At 53.2% G+C, this 25045-nt stretch carries 19 protein-coding genes and 1 other RNA gene; 17 read left to right on the top strand and 3 right to left on the bottom strand.

Annotated features, from left to right (window positions below):
- Positions 1-214: 214 nt before the first annotated feature.
- The 10 genes from nudB to H8K47_RS05235 all read left to right on the top strand — a co-directional run bounded on the left by nudB (position 215) and on the right by H8K47_RS05235 (position 11671).
- The gene (gene nudB / locus H8K47_RS05280) at positions 215-697 is read left to right on the top strand and encodes a dihydroneopterin triphosphate diphosphatase (protein WP_186880380.1); all 483 of its coding nucleotides are present in this window, start codon (positions 215-217) and stop codon (positions 695-697) included.
- Complete coding sequence (locus H8K47_RS05275) at positions 694-1512, top strand: endonuclease/exonuclease/phosphatase family protein (protein ID WP_186880379.1); 819 nt, start codon at positions 694-696, stop codon at positions 1510-1512. The genes nudB and H8K47_RS05275 overlap by 4 nt, the downstream gene beginning before the upstream one ends.
- Positions 1509-2672: a phospholipase D-like domain-containing protein gene (locus H8K47_RS05270; RefSeq protein WP_186880378.1), complete on the top strand. Its 1164-nt coding sequence runs from the start codon at positions 1509-1511 to the stop codon at positions 2670-2672. The genes H8K47_RS05275 and H8K47_RS05270 overlap by 4 nt, the downstream gene beginning before the upstream one ends.
- Positions 2672-3490: a DUF429 domain-containing protein gene (locus tag H8K47_RS05265; protein ID WP_186880377.1), complete on the top strand. Its 819-nt coding sequence runs from the start codon at positions 2672-2674 to the stop codon at positions 3488-3490. The genes H8K47_RS05270 and H8K47_RS05265 overlap by 1 nt, the downstream gene beginning before the upstream one ends.
- Positions 3491-3655: 165 nt before the next feature.
- A complete protein-coding gene (locus H8K47_RS05260) occupies positions 3656-4033 on the top strand; it encodes an RNA-binding S4 domain-containing protein (RefSeq protein WP_186880376.1) in 378 nt (125 codons plus the stop codon).
- Positions 4034-4271: 238 nt separating this feature from the next.
- Positions 4272-4874 (top strand): TetR/AcrR family transcriptional regulator, encoded by a 603-nt coding sequence (locus H8K47_RS05255; RefSeq protein ID WP_186880469.1) that lies wholly within the window; start codon positions 4272-4274, stop codon positions 4872-4874.
- A gap of 123 nt (positions 4875-4997) precedes the next feature.
- Positions 4998-6788: an acyl-CoA dehydrogenase C-terminal domain-containing protein gene (locus tag H8K47_RS05250; protein WP_186880375.1), complete on the top strand. Its 1791-nt coding sequence runs from the start codon at positions 4998-5000 to the stop codon at positions 6786-6788.
- Between the two features lie 189 nt (positions 6789-6977).
- Positions 6978-9365 carry a 3-hydroxyacyl-CoA dehydrogenase/enoyl-CoA hydratase family protein gene (locus tag H8K47_RS05245; protein ID WP_186880374.1) on the top strand — a complete coding sequence of 796 codons (2388 nt, stop codon included), beginning with the start codon at positions 6978-6980 and terminating at the stop codon, positions 9363-9365.
- 178 nt (positions 9366-9543) lie between these two features.
- Positions 9544-10740 (top strand): acetyl-CoA C-acyltransferase, encoded by a 1197-nt coding sequence (locus H8K47_RS05240; RefSeq protein WP_186880373.1) that lies wholly within the window; start codon positions 9544-9546, stop codon positions 10738-10740.
- A gap of 154 nt (positions 10741-10894) precedes the next feature.
- On the top strand, positions 10895-11671 hold the full coding sequence (locus H8K47_RS05235) for an enoyl-CoA hydratase (RefSeq protein ID WP_186880372.1): 777 nt from the start codon (positions 10895-10897) through the stop codon (positions 11669-11671).
- 106 nt (positions 11672-11777) lie between these two features.
- On the opposite strand, the gene H8K47_RS05230 is transcribed toward H8K47_RS05235, so the two are convergent.
- Entirely contained in the window at positions 11778-12512 is a 735-nt protein-coding gene (locus H8K47_RS05230) for a DNA/RNA non-specific endonuclease (protein ID WP_186880371.1), read from the bottom strand.
- Positions 12513-12802: 290 nt separating this feature from the next.
- Between H8K47_RS05230 and H8K47_RS05225 the strand changes: the two genes are divergently transcribed.
- The 3 genes from H8K47_RS05225 to H8K47_RS05215 all read left to right on the top strand — a co-directional run bounded on the left by H8K47_RS05225 (position 12803) and on the right by H8K47_RS05215 (position 15878).
- Positions 12803-12985: a hypothetical protein gene (locus H8K47_RS05225; protein WP_186880370.1), complete on the top strand. Its 183-nt coding sequence runs from the start codon at positions 12803-12805 to the stop codon at positions 12983-12985.
- Positions 12986-13207: 222 nt separating this feature from the next.
- On the top strand, positions 13208-15445 hold the full coding sequence (locus H8K47_RS05220) for a serine/threonine-protein kinase (RefSeq protein ID WP_186880369.1): 2238 nt from the start codon (positions 13208-13210) through the stop codon (positions 15443-15445).
- A 22-nt stretch (positions 15446-15467) separates the two neighbouring features.
- A complete protein-coding gene (locus H8K47_RS05215) occupies positions 15468-15878 on the top strand; it encodes a hypothetical protein (protein ID WP_186880368.1) in 411 nt (136 codons plus the stop codon).
- A 97-nt stretch (positions 15879-15975) separates the two neighbouring features.
- Here the strand turns inward: H8K47_RS05215 and H8K47_RS05210 are convergent, their stop codons facing one another.
- Entirely contained in the window at positions 15976-17556 is a 1581-nt protein-coding gene (locus H8K47_RS05210) for a sigma 54-interacting transcriptional regulator (RefSeq protein ID WP_186880367.1), read from the bottom strand.
- A 290-nt stretch (positions 17557-17846) separates the two neighbouring features.
- Here H8K47_RS05210 and H8K47_RS05205 point away from each other — a divergent pair, with 290 nt between their 5' ends.
- Complete coding sequence (locus H8K47_RS05205) at positions 17847-18134, top strand: hypothetical protein (protein WP_186880366.1); 288 nt, start codon at positions 17847-17849, stop codon at positions 18132-18134.
- Positions 18135-18216: 82 nt separating this feature from the next.
- On the opposite strand, the gene H8K47_RS05200 is transcribed toward H8K47_RS05205, so the two are convergent.
- Complete coding sequence (locus H8K47_RS05200) at positions 18217-19923, bottom strand: thiamine pyrophosphate-binding protein (protein ID WP_186880365.1); 1707 nt, start codon at positions 19921-19923, stop codon at positions 18217-18219.
- A gap of 334 nt (positions 19924-20257) precedes the next feature.
- Between H8K47_RS05200 and rnpB the strand changes: the two genes are divergently transcribed.
- The 3 genes from rnpB to mraZ all read left to right on the top strand — a co-directional run bounded on the left by rnpB (position 20258) and on the right by mraZ (position 25043).
- Positions 20258-20608, top strand: an RNA gene (gene rnpB, locus H8K47_RS05195) — RNase P RNA component class A.
- 386 nt (positions 20609-20994) lie between these two features.
- Entirely contained in the window at positions 20995-24213 is a 3219-nt protein-coding gene (locus H8K47_RS05190; RefSeq protein ID WP_186880364.1) for an EAL domain-containing protein, read from the top strand.
- 401 nt (positions 24214-24614) lie between these two features.
- Positions 24615-25043 (top strand): division/cell wall cluster transcriptional repressor MraZ, encoded by a 429-nt coding sequence (gene mraZ, locus H8K47_RS05185; RefSeq protein ID WP_162020737.1) that lies wholly within the window; start codon positions 24615-24617, stop codon positions 25041-25043.
- Positions 25044-25045: the final 2 nt, after the last annotated feature.

The following is a 25045-nucleotide window of genomic DNA, read 5'->3' as shown; positions in this document are numbered from 1 at the left end:
TTTTTTGTCGATTTGCTGTGCTCAGCTACCTGCAGCAATCATAGTAAGGTTGCTACTCAGCACCGCTCACAGCACTGTGAGCGAAACCAGTTAGAATAGCGCTGTTGCTGACTAGGGAACGAAGATCCACGATGCCTCTGCCTTTGTTACGAAGGCTGTGTCGGTTTTGACTTCCGGTCAGTGTTGATGACGGTTTTTCTTCTGACTTGTTGCTATGCCCTATAAGATTCCTGAGTCTGTACTGGTCGTGATTTATACCCCTGCACTGGATGTGCTCTTGCTGGAGCGCGCTGACAAGCCAGGCTTCTGGCAATCGGTGACCGGCTCCAAAGACACGCCCGATGAGCCGCTGGCGTACACCGCCGTCCGTGAAGTGGCAGAAGAAACCGGGATAGACGCGACGCTGCACCAACTGAATGACTGGGAACTAAGCAATATCTACGACATTTACCCGGTCTGGCGCCACCGCTATGCGCCGGGTGTGACACAGAATACCGAACATGTATTTGGACTGTGTGTGGATGCGATTCAGGCGGTTACGCTGGCGCCACGAGAACACTTGCAGTATCGCTGGCTGCCCTGGCATGCGGCCGCCGATGCCTGTTTTTCGCCATCGAACGCGGAAGCGATTTTGCAGCTGCCGCACCTGCATGCGAAGTTTCATCCTGGTGCTGTTGAGCAGGTCGCCAGCGTATGACACTGAAAATCGCCAGCTACAATATTCATAAAGGCGTCAGCGCATTTGGCCGTCAGGCCCGTATTCATCATTTAAAAGATGCGATTGTTACGCTGGATGCGGATCTGGTGTTTTTACAGGAAGTTCAGGGACAGCATGATTTGCATGCACGCCGTCACCCACATTGGCCACAGCAAGCCCAGCATGAATTCCTGGCCGGGGACTCACATCACGCTGCTTATGGCATGAATGCCGTTTATGATCACGGGCATCATGGCAATGCGCTGCTGAGCCGCTTCCCGATTCACTCTCAGGCTAACCATGATGTGTCTGATCATGCGTATGAACAGCGTGGCATTTTGCATGCTGTGGTCGATCATCCGGCTGCGCCCATCCATTGCTTTGTAATTCATCTGGGTTTGTTTGCTGCCAGCAGAAAGCGTCAGATTGCGGCGCTGATTGCAACCATAGAACGCGATACGCCGAGTGATGCACCACTGATCATTGCAGGCGATTTCAATGACTGGAATCAGCGTCTGAGTCAGGATTTATATCATGCGCTGGGCGTACGTGAAGCCTTTGATATGGATGCCACGCACCGGCATCCGGCTTTTTTGCCGGCCAGTCTGCATCGTTTGTGGAAGCCATCGCGCCCCAGTCATGCCAGAACTTTTCCGGCTGGCTTACCCTGGCTCTGCCTGGACCGTGTGTATCTGCGCGGCTTTGAGGTCAGTCAGGCGCAGGTACTCAGCGGTAAGCCCTGGACCAGTTTATCGGATCATGTACCGATCAGCGCTGAATTGCAGTTACTGCAGCCAGGGCAGTCTGAGCGATGAGTAAGCTCACGTTCATCGATGGCAACGATGTGCGCCTGCTACGTTCGGGCAAGGAATTTTTTCCGGAACTGCTGGCTGCGATACACAGCGCGCAGCAGGAAATTTATCTTGAAACCTATATCTTCACTGCCGATCCGACCGCCAATCAGGTCAGGGATGCGCTGAAGGCCGCAGCCTGTCGTGGCGTCACCGTCCGGGTCGTGATTGACTGGCTGGGCAGTGGCAGGGCAGCAGCAGAAACCCTGGTGGCTGACTTATGCGCGGCCGGTGTGGCTGCACGTTGTTTCAATCCCTGGTTCCGCCGTGGCCTGGCGCGTACCCACCGCAAAATTCTGGTGGCCGACCGTGCCGTCGCGCTGCTTGGCGGCCTCAATATTATCGATGATCTGGTGTCGGATGATGGCTGGGATTTGCCTCTCCCTTTTCCACGCTGGGATTTTGCTGTCAGCCTGCGTGGACCCTTGGTGCATCATGTGTTTCACGAAGTGGATGCGCAATGGCGGCGAACCGGTAAGCTCAATTTACGTGCGCGCTTTGCATTGATGCGCGATTTGCATCAGGAAGCGAAAGTCGCACGCACACGTTTGAGTCTGGCCGCCTTGCTGGTCCGGGATAATCTGCGCAACCGCAGTACGATCCAGAAAGCCTATCTGCAGGCGCTGGGTCAGGCAAAGCGGCGTGCGATTCTGGTCACACCGTATTTCGCACCGGGCCGCAAATTTCGGCGCGCACTGACTGCTGCAGCTAGCCGGGGTGTACAGGTAACGCTGCTGGTTGGGGTTGGACAATTTGCCTTGCAGGATGCGGTCGCGCAGTCGTATTACCCGCGCCTGTTACGGCAGGGCGTGCGGATTGTCGAATATCACAAAACCCAATTGCATGCGAAAGTCGCGATTGTCGATGATGACTGGGCGACAGTGGGTTCGAGTAATTTCGATGCACTCAGTTTGTTTCTGAATCATGAAGCCAATATCGTGATTCAGGATGCTGAATTTACCGCTGAATTAGAAGCCGAGCTCAGTCAGGGAATAGAAGACGGTAGCGTAGTGCAGGAAGCGGATTTTTCCAGCCTGCCATGGACGCGCAAACTGTGGAATGGCTTCGCTTTTCTGGTGTACCGCAATCTGATGCGCATCATGACCTCCGGGCATTACGGCTGATGACGCTGTTACACGGCATCGACTTCACCTCCGCACCCAGTCGTCGTAAGGGTATTACGATTGCGACTGCGCTCGCACAAGACGGTGGGCTGACATTGAGCGGGCTCACGACACTGCATAGCCTGACTGAATTCTCTGCGTGGTTACAGCAACAGGAAGACTGTGTGGCTGCGTTTGACCTGCCTTTTTCACTGCCACGTGAATTGATCGGGCAGCAGGGCTGGCCGCAGCACTGGCCTGCGCTGATCGCTGAGCTGAGCACACTCAGCCGTGCCGGTTTGCGCGAAGTCTGCAAAGCCTTTTGCGATGCCAGACCGGTCGGTAATAAATTTGCCCACCGCGCCACCGACCTGCCCGCTGGGTCGTCTCCTTCGATGAAATGGGTGAATCCGCCGGTCGCTTACATGCTGCATGCCGGCATGCAGCTGATACTACAGGCCGGATTTTCTGTACCTGGCATGCATCTGGCGCAGCCGCGCAAAATTGCGCTGGAAGCTTATCCCGGCATGGTTGCGCGCAGTGTGACGCGATTGTCGTATAAAAGCGATGATAAAGCGAAGCAGGATGCATCCCGTACTGAGCAGCGTGGCCGTATTATCGCGGCCATCGAAGCCGGGGCAACGCCCTGGCAAACTCCGTTGCAATTAGGGCCGTGGCGCGATGCGATTCTGGCCGATAGCAGTGCCGATTTGCTCGATGCGGTGCTGTGCCTGCTGCTGGCAGGCTGGGCCTGGCAGCGCCGCGAACAGCAGTTTGGCTTGCCCGCCTTTGATGCATTAGAAGGCTGGATCGTCGCTTGCGAGTTGGCCAGCCGCTGAGTCACGCGATCATGAACTGCAAATGAGTCGTGCTGCTGCAGCACAGAAATGGCTTGTAATTCAACTGAGGCTGCAATACATTGCTTCAAAATAGAATGAACGTACGAAATTTTGCGTCTGGCTGTCAGTCAGCGCGGACGGCAACACCTTCGCTTAACCTATCCCATGACAGACACTACACGTATTGATAAATGGCTGTGGGCTGCGCGTTTTTTTAAAACCCGCAGCCTGGCCACTCACGCCGTCGAGTTGGGCCGCGTGTTACAGAATGAACAGAGAGTTAAACCCGCGCACAGCGTAAAACCCGGTGATCTGATCCAGGTCACGCATGGTGAACAAACCTGGGAAGTCCAGGTAGTGCGCATCCTCGAAATGCGCGGTTCTGCTGCGGTGGCGCAAACCATGTATCAGGAAACGCCGGACAGCCAGGCACGCCGCCTCACGCAGGCTGAGAACCGCAAGTATTATCGCGAACCGGCCGCTGCCATACAGGGAAGACCGACCAAACGGGATCGACGTCAGCTCGATTTCGATCGTCACTAGGCGGTTGAGTCGCAGGTAACAGCAGGCCAATTCATAAAAACAGTCTGAGGACATCGAGATGAAATACCGCTGTCGCAAAACAAATAGATACTCTCCTCTAAAGGCGGAAAGCAGTTTGACTTTTCATGCGCTCTGACTAATAGTACGAGCGTTCGATTAATTCACTCGTTTGCATATTTTTGCTAAACGTAAAGCATTTCAAAATAAGCAATGTAATATGAATATGACATCGAAATTCATGCGCAAAGGGGAACTGACCCGCGCGGCTATCCTGGATGTAGCCCTGGATGCAGCCAGTCGTGACGGTATAGAAGGTCTGACTATCGGTTTGCTGGCTGACAAAATGAACATGAGTAAGTCTGGCGTATTTGCGCATTTTGGCTCACGCGAGGATTTACAAATCGAAGTGCTGAAGCTGTATCACCATCACTTTGAGCAGGAAGTGTTCTACCCGAGTATGAAAGAAGAGCGCGGCTTACCGCGTCTGCAGTCGATGTTTGCATTGTGGATTAAACGCGTGACGGTGGAAATCGCCTCCGGTTGCATCTATATCAGTGGTGCGGCGGAATACGATGACCGGCCTGGTCCGATCAGGGATGAACTGGTCGGCATGGTCAGAGCCTGGCAAGGTGCTTTACACCGTGCAGCTACCCAGGCGATTCAGCTTGGGCATTTACGCGCCGGGGTGGATCCGGAACAGATCGTGTATGAAATGTATGGCCTGATACTGGCGTTACACCATGATGCGCGCTTCTTGCGCAAACCTGGCAGTGTCGACCGGGCTCAGGCAGGTTTTGAACGTATGATCGAATGCTATGCACCAGTCGTTGAAGCTGCTTAAGCGGATAAGCGTACTGGTTTTTTTCAGAAGAGACAGAGACGGTAGCCGTATGTCACACCTGCCTGTCACTGGTTTCTGCAGTTTCTAAACTCAACTATTTAATTTTGCCGTCAGGAGATAATCATGGGTCAATATATCGCTCCATTGCGTGATATGCAGTTTGTGTTGCATGAATTACTGAATGTCGAATCCGAGCTCAAGCAATTGCCAGCGCACGCGGAAGTCGATGCCGATATCATCAACCAGATTCTGGAAGAAGGCGGCAAATTCACGTCTGAAGTGTTGTTCCCGCTGAACCATTCCGGTGATCGCGAAGGCTGCCACCACGATAAAGAAACAAAAACGGTGACGACACCAAAAGGCTTTAAAGAAGCTTACGAACAGTACATCGCTGCAGGCTGGCCTGCATTGTCCTGCGATCCTGAATTTGGTGGTCAGGGTTTGCCGCTGGTGGTCAACAATTCATTCTATGAAATGCTGAACTCGGCCAACCAGGCATGGACTATGTATCCAGGCCTGTCCCACGGCGCTTACGAGTGCATTCATGAGCATGGTACAGAAGAGCAAAAAGCGTTGTACCTGCCTAAACTGATTTCTGGCGAATGGACAGGCACCATGTGTCTGACCGAGCCACACTGCGGTACCGATCTGGGACTGCTGCGTTCTAAAGCAGAGCCACAGGAAGACGGCACTTACAAAATCACCGGCGCTAAGATTTTTATCTCGGCTGGTGAACACGACATGTCACACAACATCGTCCATCTGGTGCTGGCACGTCTGCCAGGCGCACCGGAAGGTTCGAAAGGTATTTCCCTGTTCATCGTGCCTAAGTTCCTGCCGAATGCAGATGGTTCTAACGGTGCACGTAACCCGATTTTCTGCGGCGCGATCGAAGAAAAAATGGGTATCCACGGTAACTCTACCTGCCAGATGAATCTGGACGGTGCAACTGGCTGGCTGATCGGCGGCCCGCACAAAGGTCTGAACGCGATGTTCGTGTTCATGAACGCAGCGCGTCTTGGCGTTGGTATGCAAGGTCTGGGTCTGACTGAAGTCGCGTATCAAAATGCATTGGTCTACGCAAAAGACCGTATCCAGATGCGTAGCCTGTCTGGCCCGAAAGCACTGGACAAGCCTGCCGATCCTATCATCGTGCATGCAGACGTACGCCGCATGCTGCTGACCGCTAAAGCCTATGCAGAAGGCGCACGCGCGTTCTGCTCTTACGTCGCACTGCAACTCGACAAAGAACTGAACCATCCAGACGAAGCAGTCCGTAAAGATTGCGCTGATGAAGTCGCGTTGCTGACACCTGTTGTGAAAGCCTTCATCACCGACAATGCATGGACGTCGACCTCTGAATGTCTGCAAGTGTACGGTGGTCACGGCTTCATCGCAGAATGGGGCATGGAACAGTATGTCCGTGACGCGCGTATCAACATGATTTACGAAGGCACCAATACTGTCCAGTCGCTCGATTTGCTGGGTCGTAAAATTCTGATGGATAACGGCGCAAAACTGCGTAAATTCGGCGCAAAAGTACAAGCTTTCGTTGAAGCGAACGGTACCAATGAAGCACTGGCTGAATTCGTGACACCGCTGGCTGAGCTGGGTGACAAAGTCACTAAGCTGACCATGGAAATCGGCATGAAAGCCTTCCAGAATCCAGATGAAGTCGGTGCTGCTGCCGTGCCTTACCTGCGCGTAGTCGGTCACCTGGTATACAGCTATTTCTTTGCACAAATGGCGAAAATCGCTCTGGAAAAACAGGATTCCGGCGATACATTCTACAAAGCGAAACTGGCTACCGTACGTTTCTACTTCGCCCGCCTGTATCCTGAAACAGCGATGCTGATCCGTCAGGCACGTTCCGGTTCCGCGAACCTGTTGTCGCTCGAAGCAGATTTGTTCTGATGGTATGACTCACGGGGAGTGCGATGTACTCCCTGTGTTTGTAGTCGGGTGTATTGATACACCACGTGATCTTTGGAATAAGCAGGCTGCGCAATGCGCGGCCTGTCGGTTCAGCCCGCTGTTGAGGGTAAAGATCATTTGCAGATAATTTGCTTTTCGTTGTTTTACGAATTTCAACCGAGGTTAAAAATGACCAATTTCATCGTTAAAAAAGTCGCTGTTCTGGGCGCTGGCGTGATGGGTGCGCAAATCGCCGCTCACTGCGTCAATGCAAAAGTACCTGTAGTCCTGTTCGATCTGCCAGCTAAAGAAGGTCCAAAAAACGGCATCGTTCTGCGCGCGATAGAAAACCTGAAAAAACTCAATCCTGCTCCTTTGGGTAACAAAGATGATGCAGCCCTGATCGAAGTCGCCAATTACGAAGATAACCTCGACGTGCTGGCTGGCTGCGATCTGATCATCGAAGCCATTGCTGAGCGCATGGACTGGAAACATGACCTGTACAAAAAGGTTGCTCCACATATTGCACCAAATGCGATCTTCGCCTCGAATACTTCCGGTCTGTCCATCACCGCCTTGTCTGAAGGCTTTGAAGCAGAACTGAAAGCCCGCTTCTGCGGCGTGCACTTCTTCAACCCACCACGTTATATGCACCTGGTGGAACTGATCCCTACCGTCTCTACCCGTGCTGAAATCATCGACCAGCTCGAAGGCTTCCTGACCACCACGCTGGGCAAAGGCGTGGTACGCGCTAAAGATACACCGAACTTCATCGCTAACCGCGTTGGTATTTTCGGTATGCTGGCCACCATCTATGAAGCAGAAAAATTTGGTCTGACCGTAGACGTGGTGGATGACCTGACCGGTAAAAAACTGGGCCGTGCTTCTTCCGGTACCTTCCGTACTGCGGACGTTGTTGGTCTGGACACCATGGGTCATGTAATCAAAACCATGCAGGACAACCTGGCGGATGATCCTTTCTTCGCTGTCTACAAAACACCGGACGTATTGGCTAAGCTGGTAGCGGCAGGTGCGTTGGGTTCCAAGACCGGTGCCGGTTTCTACAAAAAAGTCGGTAAAGACATCTTGCGTCTGGATTTCGCATCCGGCGAATATGTAGTGGGTGGCGCCAAGGCAGACGACGTAGTTGCGCGTATGCTCAAGGAAAAAGATCCGGTCAAGAAAATGAAAACCTTGCGTGAATCCAGCCATGTACAGGCACAGTTCCTGTGGGCGATTTTCCGCGATGCTTTCCACTATATCGCCGTGCATGGCGCGACGATCGCTGACAATGTACGCGATATCGACTTCGCAATGCGCTGGGGCTTTGGCTGGAACGTAGGTCCGTTTGAAACCTGGCAGGCATCGGGCTGGCAGGAAGTGGCAGGCTGGGTCAAAGAAGATATCGAAGCAGGTAAGGCTCTGTGCAATACACCATTGCCAGCCTGGGTATTTGATGGCCGCACCGGTGTACACAGCGCCGAAGGTTCCTGGTCGCCAGTCAGCAGCAGCTACGTACCACGCTCTGCACTCAAAGTGTATGACCGTCAGGTATTCCGTGCACCGGTACTGGGTGCAGGCGCAGAAAGCGGTGCCAATGCCGGCACGACTTTCTTCGAAGATGAATCGGTCCGCATCTGGCATCAGAACGATGACGTGCTGATTCTGTCCATGAAAACCAAGATGCACGTGATAGGCCCAGGCGTGATCGAAGGTATGGAAAAAGCGATCGCTGAAGCCGAGAAGAATTTCAAAGGCCTGGTGATCTGGAGTGCGGATGCAGCTGATGGTGGCGCGTTCTCTGCTGGTGCCGACCTGCAAGCGATGCTGCCGCTGTTCATGTCCGGTGGTATCAAGGCGATTGAGCCTGCGATCTCCCGTCTGCAAAATGCCCACCAGGCGCTGAAATACGCGAACATCCCGGTCGTGGCTGCTGTGTCCGGTCTGGCACTGGGTGGCGGCTGTGAATTGATGATGCACGCTGCGAAGCGTGTGGCATCGATCGAATCCTACATCGGTCTGGTCGAAGTCGGCGTTGGTCTGGTTCCAGGCGGTGGTGGTCTGAAAGAAGCCGCAGTACGTGCTGCAGCGGATGCCAAAGGCACAGACTTGCTGCAATTCCTGAAGAACTACTTCACCAATGCAGCGACTGCAGCGGTCTCCAAATCTGCGCTGGAAGCGAAGAAAATGGGTTACCTGTCCGACAGCGACGTCATCGTGTTCAACCCGTATGAATTGCTGCATGTAGCGAAAGTAGAAGCACGTGCGATGTTCGATGCGGGCTACCGCGCACCGATGAAAAAACTGGTGCCTGTGACTGGCCGTCATGGCATCGCGACCATAGGCGCACAGTTGATCAATATGCGTGACGGTGGCTTCATCTCTGCGCATGACTTCAAACTCGGCAAGATGATTGCAGAAGTAGTTTGCGGTGGCGATATCGACAATGGCAGTCTGGTCAGCGAACAATGGTTGCTCGATATGGAGCGTAAAGCGTTTATGGAATTGCTGAATCATCCGAAAACGCAAGAGCGCATCATGGGCATGATGCAAACCGGCAAACCAGTACGTAACTAATTAAAAGCTTAAAGACCAAAAACCCTTGGACACAGAGACAAGGAGACACAGAGATGGCACAGAGAGCACCCTGTCCTGTTGACTTGCTCTGTTTTTCCTCTGTGTCTCTGTGCCTCTGTGGTGAGGGGTTTTTGAAGATTAAGCCTGAGCTGACCTTAACGAATTGAGGTAATCAAAAATGACTAAACAACTCCAAGACGCGTATATCGTCTCTGCTACCCGTACCCCTATCGGTAAATCCGGTCGCGGTATGTTCCGTAACACCCGTCCGGATGACCTGCTGGTGCGCGTATTGCAATCGGCTATGGCACAGGTCCCGAATCTGGATCCTAAGCTGGTTGAAGACGCGATTGTTGGCTGCTCCTTCCCGGAAGGCGCACAGGGTCTGAATCTGGCACGTATGGGCGTATTGCTGGCTGGCTTGCCGAACACTATCGGTGGTGTCACTATCAACCGTTACTGCGCATCCGGTATCACTGCCGTGGCGATGGCAGCTGACCGCATCCGTGTTGGTCAGGCTGATGTGATGATCGCAGCTGGCGTGGAATCGATGTCTATGGTGCCTATGATGGGTAGCAATCCATCCATGAACATGGCGATCCTGAACGACGAAAACGTCGGCATGGCTTACGGCATGGGTCTGACTGCTGAAAAAGTAGCGCAGCAATGGAAAATCTCGCGTGAAGCGCAGGATGCATTTGCGCTGCAATCGCACCAGCGCGCCATCGCGGCACAGAATGCGGGTTACTTCGATGCAGAAACCACTTCCGTGGACATCATCGACCGCGTACCGAATCTGGTGACTGGCGAAATCGAACTGAAAACCCGCACTGTGAGCCGTGATGAAGGCGCACGTCCTGACACCACCATCGAAGGTCTGGCACGTCTGAAGCCAGTCTTCGCTGCTAAAGGTTCTGTCACTGCCGGTAACAGCTCCCAGACTTCCGACGGTGCAGGTGCTTTGCTGATCGTCAGCGAAAAAATCCTCAAGCAGTTCAATCTGACACCGCTGGCACGTTTCGCGTCTTTCGCAGTACGTGGCGTACCACCGGAAATTATGGGTATCGGTCCGAAAGAAGCGATCCCGGCTGCTTGCCGTGCTGCTGGCATTACGCAGGATCAGATCGACTGGTTTGAACTGAATGAAGCGTTTGCCGCACAATCGCTGGCCGTGGTGCAGGATCTGGGTCTGGATCCAGCCAAGGTCAATCCTATGGGTGGCGCGATCGCTCTGGGTCACCCACTCGGCGCAACCGGTGCAATCCGTTCCGCAACCACTATCCATGCGCTGCATCGTAACAAGCTCAAATACGGCATGGTCACGATGTGCGTCGGTACCGGTATGGGTGCAGCAGGTATTTTCGAACGTTGCTGATAGTCCGCATTGGGTTCTGAGAAAAACCGCACAGAGCGATTTGTGCGGTTTTTTTTCAAACCGGAAGCCCGGCAGCCGCTGGCTGCTGACGCTACAATGCCAGGCATGTCAACACCTTACATGACAGAATACACAACAACTAACGGGACACAATATGGATATCCAGACTCAGACCGAACAAGGCGTATTGACCATACAGTTCAATCGTCCGGAAAAAAAGAACGCGATCACACAAAGCATGTACCAGACCATGGCCGATGCCTTGCGTGCAGCGGAAACCGATAGCGCAGTGCGCGCCATCCTGATCACCGGCCAGCCAGAGATTTTCACGGCAGGGAATGATCTGGAAGACTTCATGAAAAACGCCAGCAGCTTTGCCACCAGCACTGCAGTACCGCCGGTGTATCAGTTCATGCAGGCGCTGAATGAATCCAGCAAGCCAGTGATCGCAGCCGTGTCCGGTGCGGCAGTGGGGATCGGTACCACCTTACTCATGCATTGCGACCTGATTTATCTGGCTGAGAATGCGAAGCTGTCCATGCCTTTCACGCAACTGGGTCTGTGCCCGGAATTCGCGTCCAGCATGGTGTTCCAGCAAATTGTCGGCTATCAGCGTGCAGCAGAAAAACTGATGCTGGGCGAGGCCTTCAGCGCGCAGGAAGCGATGGAGATGGGCTTCGTGAACAAGGTATTGCCTTTGGCCGAATTACTGCCTTACGCGCAGCAGGTCGCGGCGAAACTGGTCGCGCTGCCAGCTGCTTCCATCCGCGTCACTAAACGTCTGATGAAGGCGAATCAGCCAGCCGCGATTCAAGCCAAGATGGTGGAAGAAAACCAGCATTTTGCTGCGATGCTGGCAGCACCGGAAGCGCGTGAAGCCTTCATGGCATTCTTTCAAAAACGCAAACCGGATTTCAGTCAGTTCAACTAAGTTGCCAGCAGCCCGCAACGCGGGCTTGCAGTCGCAGCATCTGTGAATCAATACATCAGGCCCGCATCATGCTGGCCTGATGCATATCTGCACCTGACTATACAATTTACAGTATGCCAGGCAGGAACTGGATGCCGGTGCGTTTTACCAGCTCTTCATAGCTGATAGGCTTGCCCGGTTTGGCATCGTCAGCGTTTTCCACCCAATACGCCCAGGCCCGTTTTTCAGCCGGGTCGTACATCAGTTTAAACAGATACTTAGGCACCCAGACCTGGTTCCTGCCTATGGTTGGTGGCTGGGTGTCGAATACCGGACCAGTCACGATATAGACATCGCCGGTGGCGCGCATCGCATATTTGCGTGCGGCTTTTTCGATATTGGCCCAGGTCTTGCGATTATTTTCCGGTGCTTGCGGCACCATATTTGCCAGCGAAAAGCTCTGTGCCATGCCTTCGTCACTCGCCATATCACCCGCCGGTGCCATGTGGCCACGGTCATAACCGGAACCCTTGTAATCCTCCAGCTCGGCCCGTTCTGCGCGCGGTAAACGCGCATCGGCAAAGAAGCGATTGGTTCTTTCTTTATCCTGTGCATCCAGCACACTGCGCCGGTTCAGCTTTTCTGCGACATACAGCGGGGTACGGCTTTTACCGGAATGCATGACGGCAAATGCGGAAAAGCACAAAGGCCGGGTATTGAGCTGACGCTCATTCGGAATCACTGGCGCGGTTTCTTTGGCAAAAAACTGAGGGCAATCTGAAAACGGGGTAGTGGCATTGGCAATGCTGGTCATACTGGCTGCGGCAGCCAGGACCAGTCCTAAAGCAAACTTCTTGAGCATATCGGAGCAATTCAGAGGAAAAATTGGTTAGCTGCATACGCTTCCCGGCAGCAAATTGAAAACAGCAGACGGGGTTGGATGCGAGACACCATGATGGCGTCAATGAAAGATTCTACAGAGAAATTTATTGAAATTCAGCAATGCAAGAAGAGAAAAATTGAATTTCGTGAAAGAGAATGTTAATTACATTAAATATTGATCATCTGTTGATGCTTCAATATCTCGGAACAGCCAAAAGAAATCCCTGTCGCTGCCGTAACTGAAGAAATTGAAAGAGGGAATTTGTCCGCATGAAACGTAAAAAATTACAGCCGGCCTTAGCCAAACCGCGCAATCCGCATGCGCTGGCGGCACGCTTACGCAATGCCGGTGCGCATAGCGGGCCACATCCTTTGCGCGAGGACAGGCGTAAGCAAAAACAGCAATTGCGCTCTGCGCTGGCGAGGTCGCGTAATGGTCTGGGCGAGGAGTAAGCACGGGGATGTCGCGCAACTTCTGAATAAATCCGGGAAAACCTGAGCAAAACGCAGTAAAGCTGAATAAAACGGAGCAAAACCGGAGCGACTTCACGTCATATTGCTCATTGACATGTTATTTACATATAAAATGCTTATCATATGGCAATTGTTGACATAGTTTGCGTGCCGCTGACGCAGGCAGCGATCAGGCAGACAACGGACTAAATCTGAAACCACATGCAAAACCAGCCTACAGTTACGAACAGCAATGGGGACGATGCCGCAGACGCGGTGGAGTTACCGTCAGGGAGCTATTACAAGCACTATCAGATCGAGGGACAGCTGGGTGAAGGAGGCTTCGGTCATGTCTTTCAGGCCTGGGATCCTAAGCTGTGCCGCCATGTCGCGATCAAACAGCTGAAAATAGACAGTCAGGAATCCGCACCGGCGACGGCTAAGTTACTGAAGGAAGCGCGCCTGGCCGCCTCGCTCAAACATGCTGCCTTTGTGCAGATATTTGCGATCGAAGATGATGTGTCCCCAGCCGCCATTGTGATGGAGCTGATACAGGGAAAAACCCTGAAGCAACTCATGCAGCAAGGTCCGGTGTCTGCTTCACGCGCAATCGAATGGCTGGTACAAGTGGCTGCGGCGATGCAGGTCGCGCATCAGGCTGGCCTGGTGCATGGCGATCTCAAACCTTCGAACTTGATGGTGGAAGCCTCAGGCCGTGTACGTATTCTGGACTTTGGTCTGGCTTCGCAAGACGACGCCCAGGCCACCGGTTCGGTCAGTTATGCGGATCCGCAAGGAACGATTGCTTACATGGCGCCAGAGCGTTTATTAGGACGCGCTGCCGATGCACAGGCTGATGTGTATGCATTGGGCGTGATGTTGTATGAAGCTGTAGCCGGCCACCGGCCCTTTCCGGAATTACAGGGTCTGGCACTGGCAGCAGCACATATGCAATCCAATTCAGAAACCTGGAGTTTCCCGCCGCAGTTAGAAACCACGGTGGTGCAACTGATACTTAGCATGACTGCGCGCCAGCCTGAGCGCCGTATTCCCGGCATGGCGGCAGTGGCGGAACGCATGCAGGATTTGCTGGCGCATGCAGATGCCAGCGGCATGCTTTCCGGCACGACGGTATCCGATACGCTGCCAGTCGCCGCGCCCGCCCAGCTGATGGCCGGACAAAGCCAGATACCCACTACCACCTGGCGACGTTACGCCAGTATCTTCGCTGCCGTAGTTGTGCTGGGCTTAGGCGCATGGAAGACCTATCCCTATCTGGAGGACAAGCTCAGCCTGCTCAAACCCTATTCAGAAGCACTGAGCATGCAGCAGGGCATACAGGCTTTGCAGTTATTTGATCGCCCGGGCAGCCTGGATAAAGCAACTAAGAGCTTTGAGACCATACTTAGACATAATCCCGAAAATGCAGCTGCCGTGGCGGGCATGGCGCTGGTGTACTGTTATCGTTATGCAAGTGATGAGAGAGATGAGCTCTGGTTAAGTAAGGCCGATGCCAGTGTCCAGCATGCGTTGAAATTGAATGCACAGTTGGCTATTGCACATGCGGCGAATGGCCTTCTGCAATTGAATAAAGGGAACAGAAAAGAGGCGCTGGAGATTTTCAATAGAGCGCTCGCTTTGGATGCATTGAATCGCTTCGCATGGTATGGAAAATTCGAAACCCTCGTGAAGCTGGGGCGATTGGATGAGGCGCGCGATTTCGCGCTGGATGCACGCAAGCGCTTTCCAGATGACCGATATTTTGCCGATGGTCTGGGCACCGCGCATTACATTGCCGGAGACCTGGCATCCGCTGAACAAGCTTTTCGCGACAGTATTCAATTGCAACCGGATGCGGTGAATGCCTATGCCAATCTGAGTGCGACGATGAGCCGTCAGGGACGCACGGAAGACGCGCTGCATGTCTTGCAACAAGGCTTACAGATACGCTCCAGCGGCAGGCTCAATACCGCATTGGGCGTGGCTTTATTTCAAAAGGCCGATTATCTGGGGGCTGCCAGTGCGTTTGAGCAGGCTGTGGCACCTGATAAGGGGAATCCTGCCAATTATAGCTATTGGGCCAATCTGGCGGATACTCTGCTGTGGATACCTGGTCGCAAGCCGGAAGCGCGCGCCGCCTATCTGAAAGCCAAGGAATTATTGGCACCACATTTGTTACGAGCACCCGACGATGTGGTGCTGGTGTACCGTATGGGCTTATATAGCGCCAGGCTGGGTGAAAAAGAAGAAGCTGTACGCCATATCAGGCATGCACTGGAACTGGCACCGGCGAATGCGAATGTACATTTCCGTGCTGGTATGGCATATGAATTGCTTGGTGACAGGCAGTTGGCTTTAGCAGAAATTGCAAAAGCTGTACAACTTGGCTTTCCGGTCAAGTCAATAGAAGCGGAACCGGATTTAATGGCCTTGCGCCGTGATCCGGCTTATCTGAAGTAGAACTTAATATTGCGGAGTCTGAATGGCAAAGAACTATGTGTTTACAGTGGATTTGAGATACGGCGGTACCACACCATCCTTTCTGATCTTCTTGGATGACAAGGATATCCTGCCTTTGAATACCATGCCCCCGCTGGCTTATGGCGACACTCTGAGGTTTTCGTTTAAAGGACGTGAAGTCCTGGATGGCGTGATGTACTGGCGCCCATTGGCAAATGATTTGCCACTGAATCCATTTGCCGGGCAAGAGGGATTTAAATTTCCGGTTAAAGAAGGCGATGTATTTACCGTCGATAAAAAGTCTGGTAACTGGAGCTTTGTGATCACAGGTACCTATCAGGCGACCCTGACTTTTGGCCATGAAGCGATCAGCATTCCTTTCCTGATTGATCCTGAAGCAGATGTGGGTACAGGTGGCGTAGGTCAGGAGTAATACAGATCTGCGCTGTATGGATAAAAAAACCGGCCGAGGCCGGTTTTTTTGTTTTCATCCTTACTGCGACGAACAAGGCGATCAGGCCAGCAGCAGCTTATCCGCTGAGTGCGCTAATGGCGATGATGCGTGCGTAACGGCGCAGGCTTTCGGCTGGGGTTTTGAGTTTGTGGGCGGCTTGCTCGATCACGCCCTGGGTCGCATCCAGCACAGCGCGTAATTCTGCGACCGGTATCTGCTCTGCCTTGCGTATCTGGCTATGCTGCTCCAGCAATTTATACATGGAGGGCCGTGATATGCCCAGCTCCTGCGCTGCCCCCTGGATATACCAGTCATGTTGTATCATCGCCTGCAGTACATCGTCTTCACTCAGGTCGGTCAATTTCTTGCGTACTGCAGGTGCTGTCTCGCTGCTTTTCGTTGCAAGGCTCGTCGAGGGCGTGGCTGACGCGACGCTGCTGCGCTCTTTGCTGGCGCCGACCAGCTGATGGAAGTCGGCTGGCTGTCCGGCTTGCAGCGCAAGCAGTATGCGGCGCAGCACATGACTGAGCTGACGGATATTGCCTGGCCAGTCGTAAATCAATAAGTCGCTGATCAGTGAAGTGGGTAAGGTCACCGGATACTCGAGTTTACTTTGCCTGAGCAGATGTTGGATCAGGATACCGATGTCTTCGCGGCGTTCACGTAGTGGCGGCAAGTGAATCACAAAACTTTCCAGGCGGCGTAACAAGGCCTGATTGAAATTCTCACCGTATAAATCCTGATCGGTTGCTGCGATCAGGCGTGCACTGGCATGCAAATCCTGGGGCGCGCCGAGTGGCCGGTAATCGCCGGTTTCCAATACCCGCAGCAGCATGGGTTGTATGCTGGCCGGGGTATTGCCGATTTCATCTAAAAACAGGGTGGCGTTTTCCGCTTCCGCAAATAAGCCCTTACGTGCCTGTTGCGCGCCGGTGTAAGCACCACGGGCTGCGCCAAACAAATCGGCGGCGGCCAGTGATTCGTTCAAGGCCGCCATATTGACGGTCACCATCTGGCTGTGACGACGCTGGCTGTGCTGGTGTATGCCACGCGCCGCAATTTCTTTACCGGTACCGGTTTCGCCCAGCAGCAGCACAGGAAAATCGGTATTGGCCACCTGACGGATCTGATCGCGCAACAGTATCGCGCTGCTGCCGACACCGATGACGCCTTCCATCTCATTCATTTTCGGCAGGCATTGCATCCAGTGCAGGCAAATCAGCACGGCGCGCCCGAGTCCGAGTATCAGCCCCTTGCTCAGTTGCTCCCGCGTGATGTGAACCGCAGCATGGACAGGCACACCATTGACCTCGACCACCATACGGCTGGCAGGTGGTGTAATCAGCACGCCCTGATCGCCATTGCGTTGTATGCGCAGTGCCTCGCGCGATATACCGCCATGACCGAGTGGCAGCGCTTCTTTGCCAGCCAGCCGGAAGGCGGGACTGAAGCGGCTCAGCTCCAGTTCTGCCTGCGGATCAGCAACGATAAACTGCTCGCCGACGCGATTACTGTCCGGATGCCAGGCGATAGTCAAACCCAGCATCGGGCAGCTATTGCCTGCCACCAGCAGAGAAGGAGAGGTCATGGTGTGATCGCTGAAACTCATAGTGACCTTATCGTGAATTGCATGTAAAGCAGTGAATGTAAATTTCATTGTGCGTCATGTCAATTTACATATAAAAATAGCAGACCATGAACTGGCTTAGTCCGGCTCTCTGATGGCGCTATTCTGGCTATTTGCGTCCTTGTGATGGCAGCGTTGCGCAGTGTGAAGCGTATCCATTGGCCTGTCTTCCATGCTGGCATTAGTCTTGCTGTCAGAACCGACAGCTTGATCAGCACTTTCACAGTCGTCGTCATGAACATGCAATTTGCATGCCTTTATTGTGAACTGATATTGATCGCAATTTGAACTTATTTTGACCGAACACACAGGAGAACAGCATGCAGTTACATCTCTTAACTGGAGCAGTCATTCTGATTCTGGCGATCAGTGTCTTGTATTTGCACAGAAAACTGCAATTAACACGTCAAATGACACTGCGCCTGATTCTGGACGATGTGTATTATGCCAACGTGCATCAGGAGTTGCTGAGTCAGTTTGAAGAATTGGATACGATAGAAGATAAGGTGATGGAGACCCAGGACTGCCTGGCTGTGCTCAGAAAAAAAGCACCGTATGCAAATCAGTTTGCCTGGAATTCAGCGCTGAAGACTTTTCGTGCTTCCTGATTTTGCCGCAAAAGAAAACGCCGCACTGGCTGAGCTGGTGCGGCGTTTGTCTTTGCGCGATCATTGCACGATGTTTTGTAGGTTATTTCCCGCTAGCTTTGGCCTGCGCCCGCAATTGCATCAGACTCGCGCCTGGTGTGATCAGATTGCCGTCGTAGCGCAATTCGATCAGGGCTGGCAACTGGTGATCTCGGGTATGCTGCAGCGCGCGCTCCAATGCCGGTCCGAATTCTTCCGTGCTCAATACGGTTTCACCACTCGCACCATAAGCACGGGCCAGTGCGGCAAAATCAGGATTATGTAATTCGGTGCCGGACACACGTTCAGGGAATTCTCTTTCCTGATGCATGCGTATGGTGCCGTACATGCCATTGTTAAACACGATGATGACGATGCCAGCACGGTATTGCACCGCGGTGGCCAGCTCCTGACCATTCATCATGTATTCCCCATCACCCGCAAATGTGATCACGCAACGCTCAGGTGCAGTGAGCTTGGCGGCCACGCCAGATGGCACGCTGTAACCCATCGCACCTGAAGTCGGTGCCAGCTGGGTGCGCAGTCCGGCATAACGGAAGTAACGATGGGCCCAGGTCGCGTAATTGCCAGCGCCATTGGTGATGATGCTGTCAGCCGGAGCCAGGTGCATGATGTTCTGCACCACTTGCCACAGATTGAGCGGCGCATTTTCTTTGGCAAAAATGGCGGGTTCCTGCTGCCAGGCGTGCAGCTCTGCTTTGGCTTCAGCCACGCTGTGCTGCCAGCGGGTGGCGCTTGCTAACTTGCCTTGCTTGCCGAGTTCCGACAGCGCATGTGCGAATTCCTTCATGCCGCTATTGATCATGAGTGGCGCCTGATAGACGCGCCCCAGTTCCAGCGCATCGCTGTGTACGTGTACCAGCGTTTGTTTTGGCAGCGGGGCTTCCAGCAGAGTGTAGCCACCTGTCGTCATTTCACCCAGGCGCGGGCCAATCGCAATCACCAGATCGGCTTGCTGTATGCGTTTTGCCAGCTGAGGATTAATGCCGATGCCGACATCACCGATGTAGTTAGGATGCGCATTGTCCAGCAAGTCCTGAAAACGGAAAGCGCAGGCGACCGGCAAATGATTCAGTTCTGCGAATTCACGCAGCTGGGTGCAGGCGGTTTGATCCCAGCCGCTGCCGCCCAGGATCAGCACAGGACGCTCAGCCGCTTCCAGCATGCTGCGCAGCTGGCTCAATTGTGCTGGCGAAGGGTAAGCCTGTACCGGCGTGTAATGCCGGGTATCTGCTACTTCCACGGTCTGGGCCAGCATGTCTTCCGGCAGTGCCAGCACCACCGGGCCAGGGCGGCCGCTGGTGGCGACCTGGAAGGCGCGCGCGATGTATTCGGGGACGCGGTCGGCGCGGTCTATCTGTGCCACCCATTTCGCCATAGGACCAAACATGCGGCGGTAATCGATTTCCTGAAAGGCTTCGCGCTCCACAAAATCATTGCCGACCTGGCCGATGAACAGGATCATCGGGGTCGAATCCTGATACGCGGTATGTACGCCTATCGAGGCATTGGTGGCACCCGGCCCGCGCGTGACGAAGCAGATACCGGGCTTGCCGGTCATCTTGCCATAGGCATCGGCCATAAATGCCGCGCCGCCTTCCTGGCGGTTGATGATGAAGCGTATCGTGCTGTCATGCAGCGCATCCAGCACTGGCAGATAACTCTCGCCGGGCACACCAAAAATTGTCTCAACTCCGTGCACGCGTAATGCGTCCACCACCAACTGACCACCAGAGCGTAATGTCTTCATTCTATTTTTTATCGTTGTTGGTCTTACCTGAACTGCCGCAGCAAGTTTGGGTAAGCCTGTGTTTTATCAAAGGAAACCGTACGCTACCAGAAACTGCGCCATATTTGGAATGGAATCCATCGCCCTGATACAGACTGGCTGACAGGTCATTTTGGCTTGGAAAGCCGCATGGAATATAGGTCTTCTATTTGGAAATCAGTGTTTTCAGATCTGTGCGGGCGTAGGGAAATCACAACAGCGGCGGCTAACTGGTCTTAGCCGGGATGGCGGCGCTATCCCGGCGCGGCGCGGATAATCAGGGCGGGATTGCCTGCTTTCGGTTACAATAGCGCCCGAAGCAGGCCAGACAATCGCTGGTTGCCATAGCAATGTGGCGACGGGAGGAAGGTCCGGACTCCACAGAGCAGGGTGACGGCTAACGGCCGTACGTTGAAAGTCGCAGGCTCAGCTTGCGATATAAGACGAGGAATAGGGCCACAGAGACGAGCGTATTGAGTTACGGTGAAACGCGGTAACCTCCACCCGGAGCAATTTCAAATAGGCACGCGTTGATGTGGCTCGCGGAGCGTGCGGGTAGAAAGCTTGAGCGGCGGAGCAATCCGTCGCCTAGAGGAATGATTGTCATAGTCGCGTATAGCAATATGCGTGACCGTAACAGAATCCGGCCTACCGGCCTGCTTTACTTCTAATTCACTTCTCAATACCGTGCGCCACAGCTTAGAGCTGGTGGGCCGCACACCATGGTCAAAGCAGCCTGATCCATATTGTTTCCGGTTTATTTTATATCTGGCCGCACTCAGGATGAGATAAATCGACGTTTCACTCCAAAGTTTCAGGCAAAATCAAAAACACTGGTGTTACACTTACCCGATTTCCAGCTGGCAGCGCAGCCATACGTCGCAGTAGGGAGCGCGGCGGGTGCTGCATCAGGTCTGCCGTGTCTGGTGACAAACTTCGGCGTAAAGAGTTACTGATTACAACTGAGGACTTACGCAAAATTGTCCTGGCAAGGAGCCATAGCGCCGCTGGAGCGGTTTTGCGTAAGTCCTACAACACATAAAAACGAAACGCATGGAGACAACAGGGATTAAAAAAGTGCGCGATGTGCCTTTGATGGCCTTCGTCGTCTGTATCGTGTTGGTGTTGTTCGTCATCATTGCGCAAAGCTGGTGGTCGGTGCGCGAAGACCATAGCCTGACGTTGGCCGATGCACAGCAGAATAGTTATTTCACCGTGCGCATCCTGGAAGAACATGCGGGCCGGGCATTGAGTGAAGCCCTGCGTGAAATGGAGCTGATCAGCACAGAAATCCGTCAAAACCCCGGCAGTCCTGACCAGGATGCGCGCTTGCAAAAAGTTCTGCACACCCAGCATCAGGATACCCAGTTTATCTACGCAGTATCTGTCTATAGCAGCGCTGGCCTGCGACAGATTGCGAGCCGTCCGGCTGAGCAGGTAGCAATCGAAAAAAATCCCCGCAGTCATAGCCAGACCCATATCGCTACCTTATTGAAAAAACCAAAAGAACGGGCGCTGGCAATTGGCTCTGCTCTGAGGCTGGATGAGACGGACTTGTGGATTTTGCCGATTGCACGCAATGTCTATAACGATGACGGACAGCTATTGGCGATACTTGAGGTTGATATCCGGCTGGCCTATTTCCAGGACTTTTATGAGCTGGTCGCACGCGGCAGTGCAGCGGCGATTTCCCTGCATGACAGCAGCGGCAATGTGTTGGCCCGGGCACCTTTCGATAAAACCTATCTGGACACGCCTATTAGCCAACACGATGTGATGACGGCGATTACGGATACCAATACCGAGGGTTCATTGCAGAGTGGCCCGCTGATGGGCGGTAGTGGTGATTACCTGTACACCTATCGTAAGATTACAGGTATGCCACTGACGCTGGTGTATGCAAGGAATATCGACGATATTCTGACCGACTGGAACGGCCGGGTACGCCAAAGGGTGATGTTTACCGCCACCACGGTGCTGTTTATCCTGGTGCTGGCGATATTGTTGCTGATTCAGCTCAGACGTTTACAGGAATCCAAAGCCAGGTTTGATGCGAGTGAAAGCCGTTACCGTCTGCTGTTTTCGGGCGCGCAGGATGCCATCATGCTGATCAGTCGCGATTACCTGTATGTCGATTGCAATCCGGCTGCAGTCACGTTATTGGGACTGAATAATGAATCGCAAATTATTGGCAAACGGGTCGGCTGTTTTTCTCAGCCGGCACAATCCGTGGCAGGCTTCACTCAAACAGATAGCAGTGAGCTGGTCAGACTGCTGGTAGACCGTGCATTTGCCGGTATTCCGCAGCGCTTTGAATGGGTCATGAACCGTAATGGTGAGCCGTTTTACAATGAAGTCAGCTTAAGCCGGGTCGAACTCAATGGCGAGATGCTGGTATTTTGTATGGAGCGTGATATCAATTCACGCAAGAGCACAGAGCGCTTGTTGGAAGGTCAGAACCGCTTGCTGCAACTGATAGGTGGTAATGAAGATCCTATCTATATATTGAATGCGGTCTGTGACTTCGTGCAAGAAATGCGTCCGCAATGGATTACCGGGATACAGTTATTGTCGGATGATCAGCGTACGTTTGTGCAGGGTGTCGGCAAGCGTTTTCCCGACGTGCTGCTGGACCAGTTATCGGGTTTGCCGGTCACGCATGGGAATGGCATCTGGAGCGAAGCCGTGCTGGTCGCTTGTCCGGTCCAGAGCGATGACTTGCTGACTGCACCCAGCATGCAATTTGTGAATCAGCTGGAGGCGATCCGTCATTTGACGGCGGCAACCGCCTGGCCGCTGATGGATAAACATGGGCAGGTATTAGGATCGTTTTGTCTGCTGTTCTCGAGTAAGCCTGCACTCAATGATGAGGACATGGGCCTGATCGGGATCATGATAGAAATCGCCAGTATCGCGATAGAAGGCCGTCGTTCTGAGAAAAAAATCCTGCAGCTCGCGCATTACGATGAACTGACTGGCTTGCCCAATCGCTTTTTGTATAACCAGCATCTGGCTAAGGCACTGGCGCTGGCGGAGCGTAACCGCAGCCGGCTGGCGGTACTGTTCCTCGATCTGGATCGCTTTAAAAATATCAATGATACCTTCGGACATGACGAGGGTGACAAGGTGTTACGCAGCGTGGCTCAGCGTTTCCGTCATACCCTGCGTGAATCGGACATCGTGGCGCGCATCGGCGGTGATGAATTCATACTGTTGATCGATCAGTTCCATGAGCCGCGTGATCTCGGTGATATCGCCGACAAGCTGCTGTACGAAGCGTCGCAGCCATTTGAAATCGACGGTCAGGAATGCCAGCTCAGCGCCAGTATCGGTATCGCGACTTTCCCGGCGGACGGAAAAGATGCGCAAACCCTATTGAAAAATGCCGATATCGCGATGTACCGCGCCAAGAATAAGGGTAAAGATAATTACCAGTTCTATGCCTCGGAAATGAATACGCACACCGTGGAGCGGCTGGCCTTTGAGGCGCGCTTGCGCAAAGCACTGGAGCGACGTGAGTTCGTGGTGTATTACCAGCCTAAGATCGCGGTCGACACTGGCATGATCGTCGGTGCCGAAGCGCTGGTACGCTGGAACCATCCTGAACGCGGTATCCTGTATCCGAATGACTTCATCATGCTGGCAGAAGAAGCCGGTCTGATTCCACGACTAGGTATGCTGGTGCTGGATATTGCCTGCCGTGATGTGCTCAATTTCAGACAGGCCGATCCGCAGTTTGGCCGTGTTGCGATTAATTTGTCCGGTTCACAGTTCAATGACATGGGCTTGCTGGAAGAAGTGAAAAGTGTGGTCGATTTCTGGCGCGTACCGGCCAATGCTCTGGAATTTGAAATCACTGAAAGCATGGTGATGCACAACCGGGAGCAGGCGATCAAGCTGATGGATGGCTTTAAGGATGCCGGTTTTACCTTGTCGATTGATGACTTCGGTACCGGTTATTCTTCGCTGGCTTATCTGAAGCGCTTCCCGGTCGATAGCGTCAAAGTAGACCGGTCTTTCATTAAAGATATTCCCGATGATCCGAATGACACGGCCATCGTACTGGCCATCGTCGCGATGGCACATACGCTGGGCCTGAAGGTTATTGCGGAAGGGGTGGATGCACGCATGCAGCTTGATACCCTGCTCAACTTCGCCTGTGATGAATATCAGGGCTTTTACTTCAGCAAAGCGATTACTGCCAAAGAGTTCCAGACGCTGCTGCAAAGGCAGGTCAGCAGCGGTCAGCCTATCGCGATCGATGCCATCTGACGCAGAGCAGGTCACAAGCACCGCTGTGACCGCTTTTCACGCCTGTAAAAAGCAGGAAGCGGTCGCTAAGATCGCTTAAATTCTTCCAAATTGTAAAAAATCAATGCCGGAAAATTCCGGCATTTTGTGTTTATTTCTGAGGTCTCACATGCACAAAGCGATGTAAGTCATTCATTTATCTAAGAATTTTATTTTAGAAATATTCGGCGTCGCGTGCTAAGTCATTGACTTCATTAAAGAAATTGCTTTTTTTTGTCTGTAATTTTGCTTGACCATGTCTCATGCATCCTCTAAAGTGGGCATTAGTGTGAAAAAGTGTAATTTTGTGGGAAAAAATCCCAGCATTCTTATATCTTCACCAAACCACTTCCGCGTACAAGTTCAGACAAAAGGTAAATAGCGTGTTTCAGGGTCCATCCGCACTCAATCTCGATGCGAAAGGCAGGATGAGTATTCCTGCGCGCTATCGTGATGCCCTGAGCGAACGCTATCAGGGGCAAATCACCCTGACCCGTCATCCCGACGGTTGTCTGTTGCTGTTTCCGCGCCCTACCTGGGAATCCCACCGTGAACAAATCGCTGCCTGGCCGATTCAGGCGCGTGACTGGAAGCGCATTTTTCTCGGGAATGCCTTTGATGTCGACATGGATAGTGCAGGACGCATCCTGCTGGCACCCGAGTTGCGTAATGCAGTGGGCATACAGCGCGACATCATGCTGTTAGGCATGGGTAGCCATTTCGAAATCTGGGATGCCGGTCGTCTGGCTGAGAATGAAGCCAATGCGAAAGCGGCAGGTGCCCCGGATGTTTTAAACAATTTCACTTTCTGATC

It is taken from the genome of Cognatundibacterium rugosum, assembly GCF_014284365.1.
In the GTDB taxonomy this organism is placed as follows: Bacteria; Pseudomonadota; Gammaproteobacteria; order Burkholderiales; family Burkholderiaceae_D; genus Undibacterium; species Undibacterium rugosum.
Note: the sequence above shows the minus strand (reverse complement) of the source record. Positions and strands in the feature narration are given on the sequence as shown.

What these genes read in the sequence shown, in the direction of transcription:
- nudB (WP_186880380.1), top strand. Translation starts at nt 215, where the DNA reads ATGCCCTATAAGATTCCTGAGTCTGTACTGGTCGTGATTTATACCCCT.
- H8K47_RS05275 (WP_186880379.1), top strand. Translation starts at nt 694, where the DNA reads ATGACACTGAAAATCGCCAGCTACAATATTCATAAAGGCGTCAGCGCA.
- H8K47_RS05270 (WP_186880378.1), top strand. Translation starts at nt 1,509, where the DNA reads ATGAGTAAGCTCACGTTCATCGATGGCAACGATGTGCGCCTGCTACGT.
- H8K47_RS05265 (WP_186880377.1), top strand. Translation starts at nt 2,672, where the DNA reads ATGACGCTGTTACACGGCATCGACTTCACCTCCGCACCCAGTCGTCGT.
- H8K47_RS05260 (WP_186880376.1), top strand. Translation starts at nt 3,656, where the DNA reads ATGACAGACACTACACGTATTGATAAATGGCTGTGGGCTGCGCGTTTT.
- H8K47_RS05255 (WP_186880469.1), top strand. Translation starts at nt 4,272, where the DNA reads ATGCGCAAAGGGGAACTGACCCGCGCGGCTATCCTGGATGTAGCCCTG.
- H8K47_RS05250 (WP_186880375.1), top strand. Translation starts at nt 4,998, where the DNA reads ATGGGTCAATATATCGCTCCATTGCGTGATATGCAGTTTGTGTTGCAT.
- H8K47_RS05245 (WP_186880374.1), top strand. Translation starts at nt 6,978, where the DNA reads ATGACCAATTTCATCGTTAAAAAAGTCGCTGTTCTGGGCGCTGGCGTG.
- H8K47_RS05240 (WP_186880373.1), top strand. Translation starts at nt 9,544, where the DNA reads ATGACTAAACAACTCCAAGACGCGTATATCGTCTCTGCTACCCGTACC.
- H8K47_RS05235 (WP_186880372.1), top strand. Translation starts at nt 10,895, where the DNA reads ATGGATATCCAGACTCAGACCGAACAAGGCGTATTGACCATACAGTTC.
- H8K47_RS05230 (WP_186880371.1), bottom strand. Translation starts at nt 12,512, where the DNA reads ATGCTCAAGAAGTTTGCTTTAGGACTGGTCCTGGCTGCCGCAGCCAGT.
- H8K47_RS05225 (WP_186880370.1), top strand. Translation starts at nt 12,803, where the DNA reads ATGAAACGTAAAAAATTACAGCCGGCCTTAGCCAAACCGCGCAATCCG.
- H8K47_RS05220 (WP_186880369.1), top strand. Translation starts at nt 13,208, where the DNA reads ATGCAAAACCAGCCTACAGTTACGAACAGCAATGGGGACGATGCCGCA.
- H8K47_RS05215 (WP_186880368.1), top strand. Translation starts at nt 15,468, where the DNA reads ATGGCAAAGAACTATGTGTTTACAGTGGATTTGAGATACGGCGGTACC.
- H8K47_RS05210 (WP_186880367.1), bottom strand. Translation starts at nt 17,556, where the DNA reads ATGAAATTTACATTCACTGCTTTACATGCAATTCACGATAAGGTCACT.
- H8K47_RS05205 (WP_186880366.1), top strand. Translation starts at nt 17,847, where the DNA reads ATGCAGTTACATCTCTTAACTGGAGCAGTCATTCTGATTCTGGCGATC.
- H8K47_RS05200 (WP_186880365.1), bottom strand. Translation starts at nt 19,923, where the DNA reads ATGAAGACATTACGCTCTGGTGGTCAGTTGGTGGTGGACGCATTACGC.
- H8K47_RS05190 (WP_186880364.1), top strand. Translation starts at nt 20,995, where the DNA reads ATGGAGACAACAGGGATTAAAAAAGTGCGCGATGTGCCTTTGATGGCC.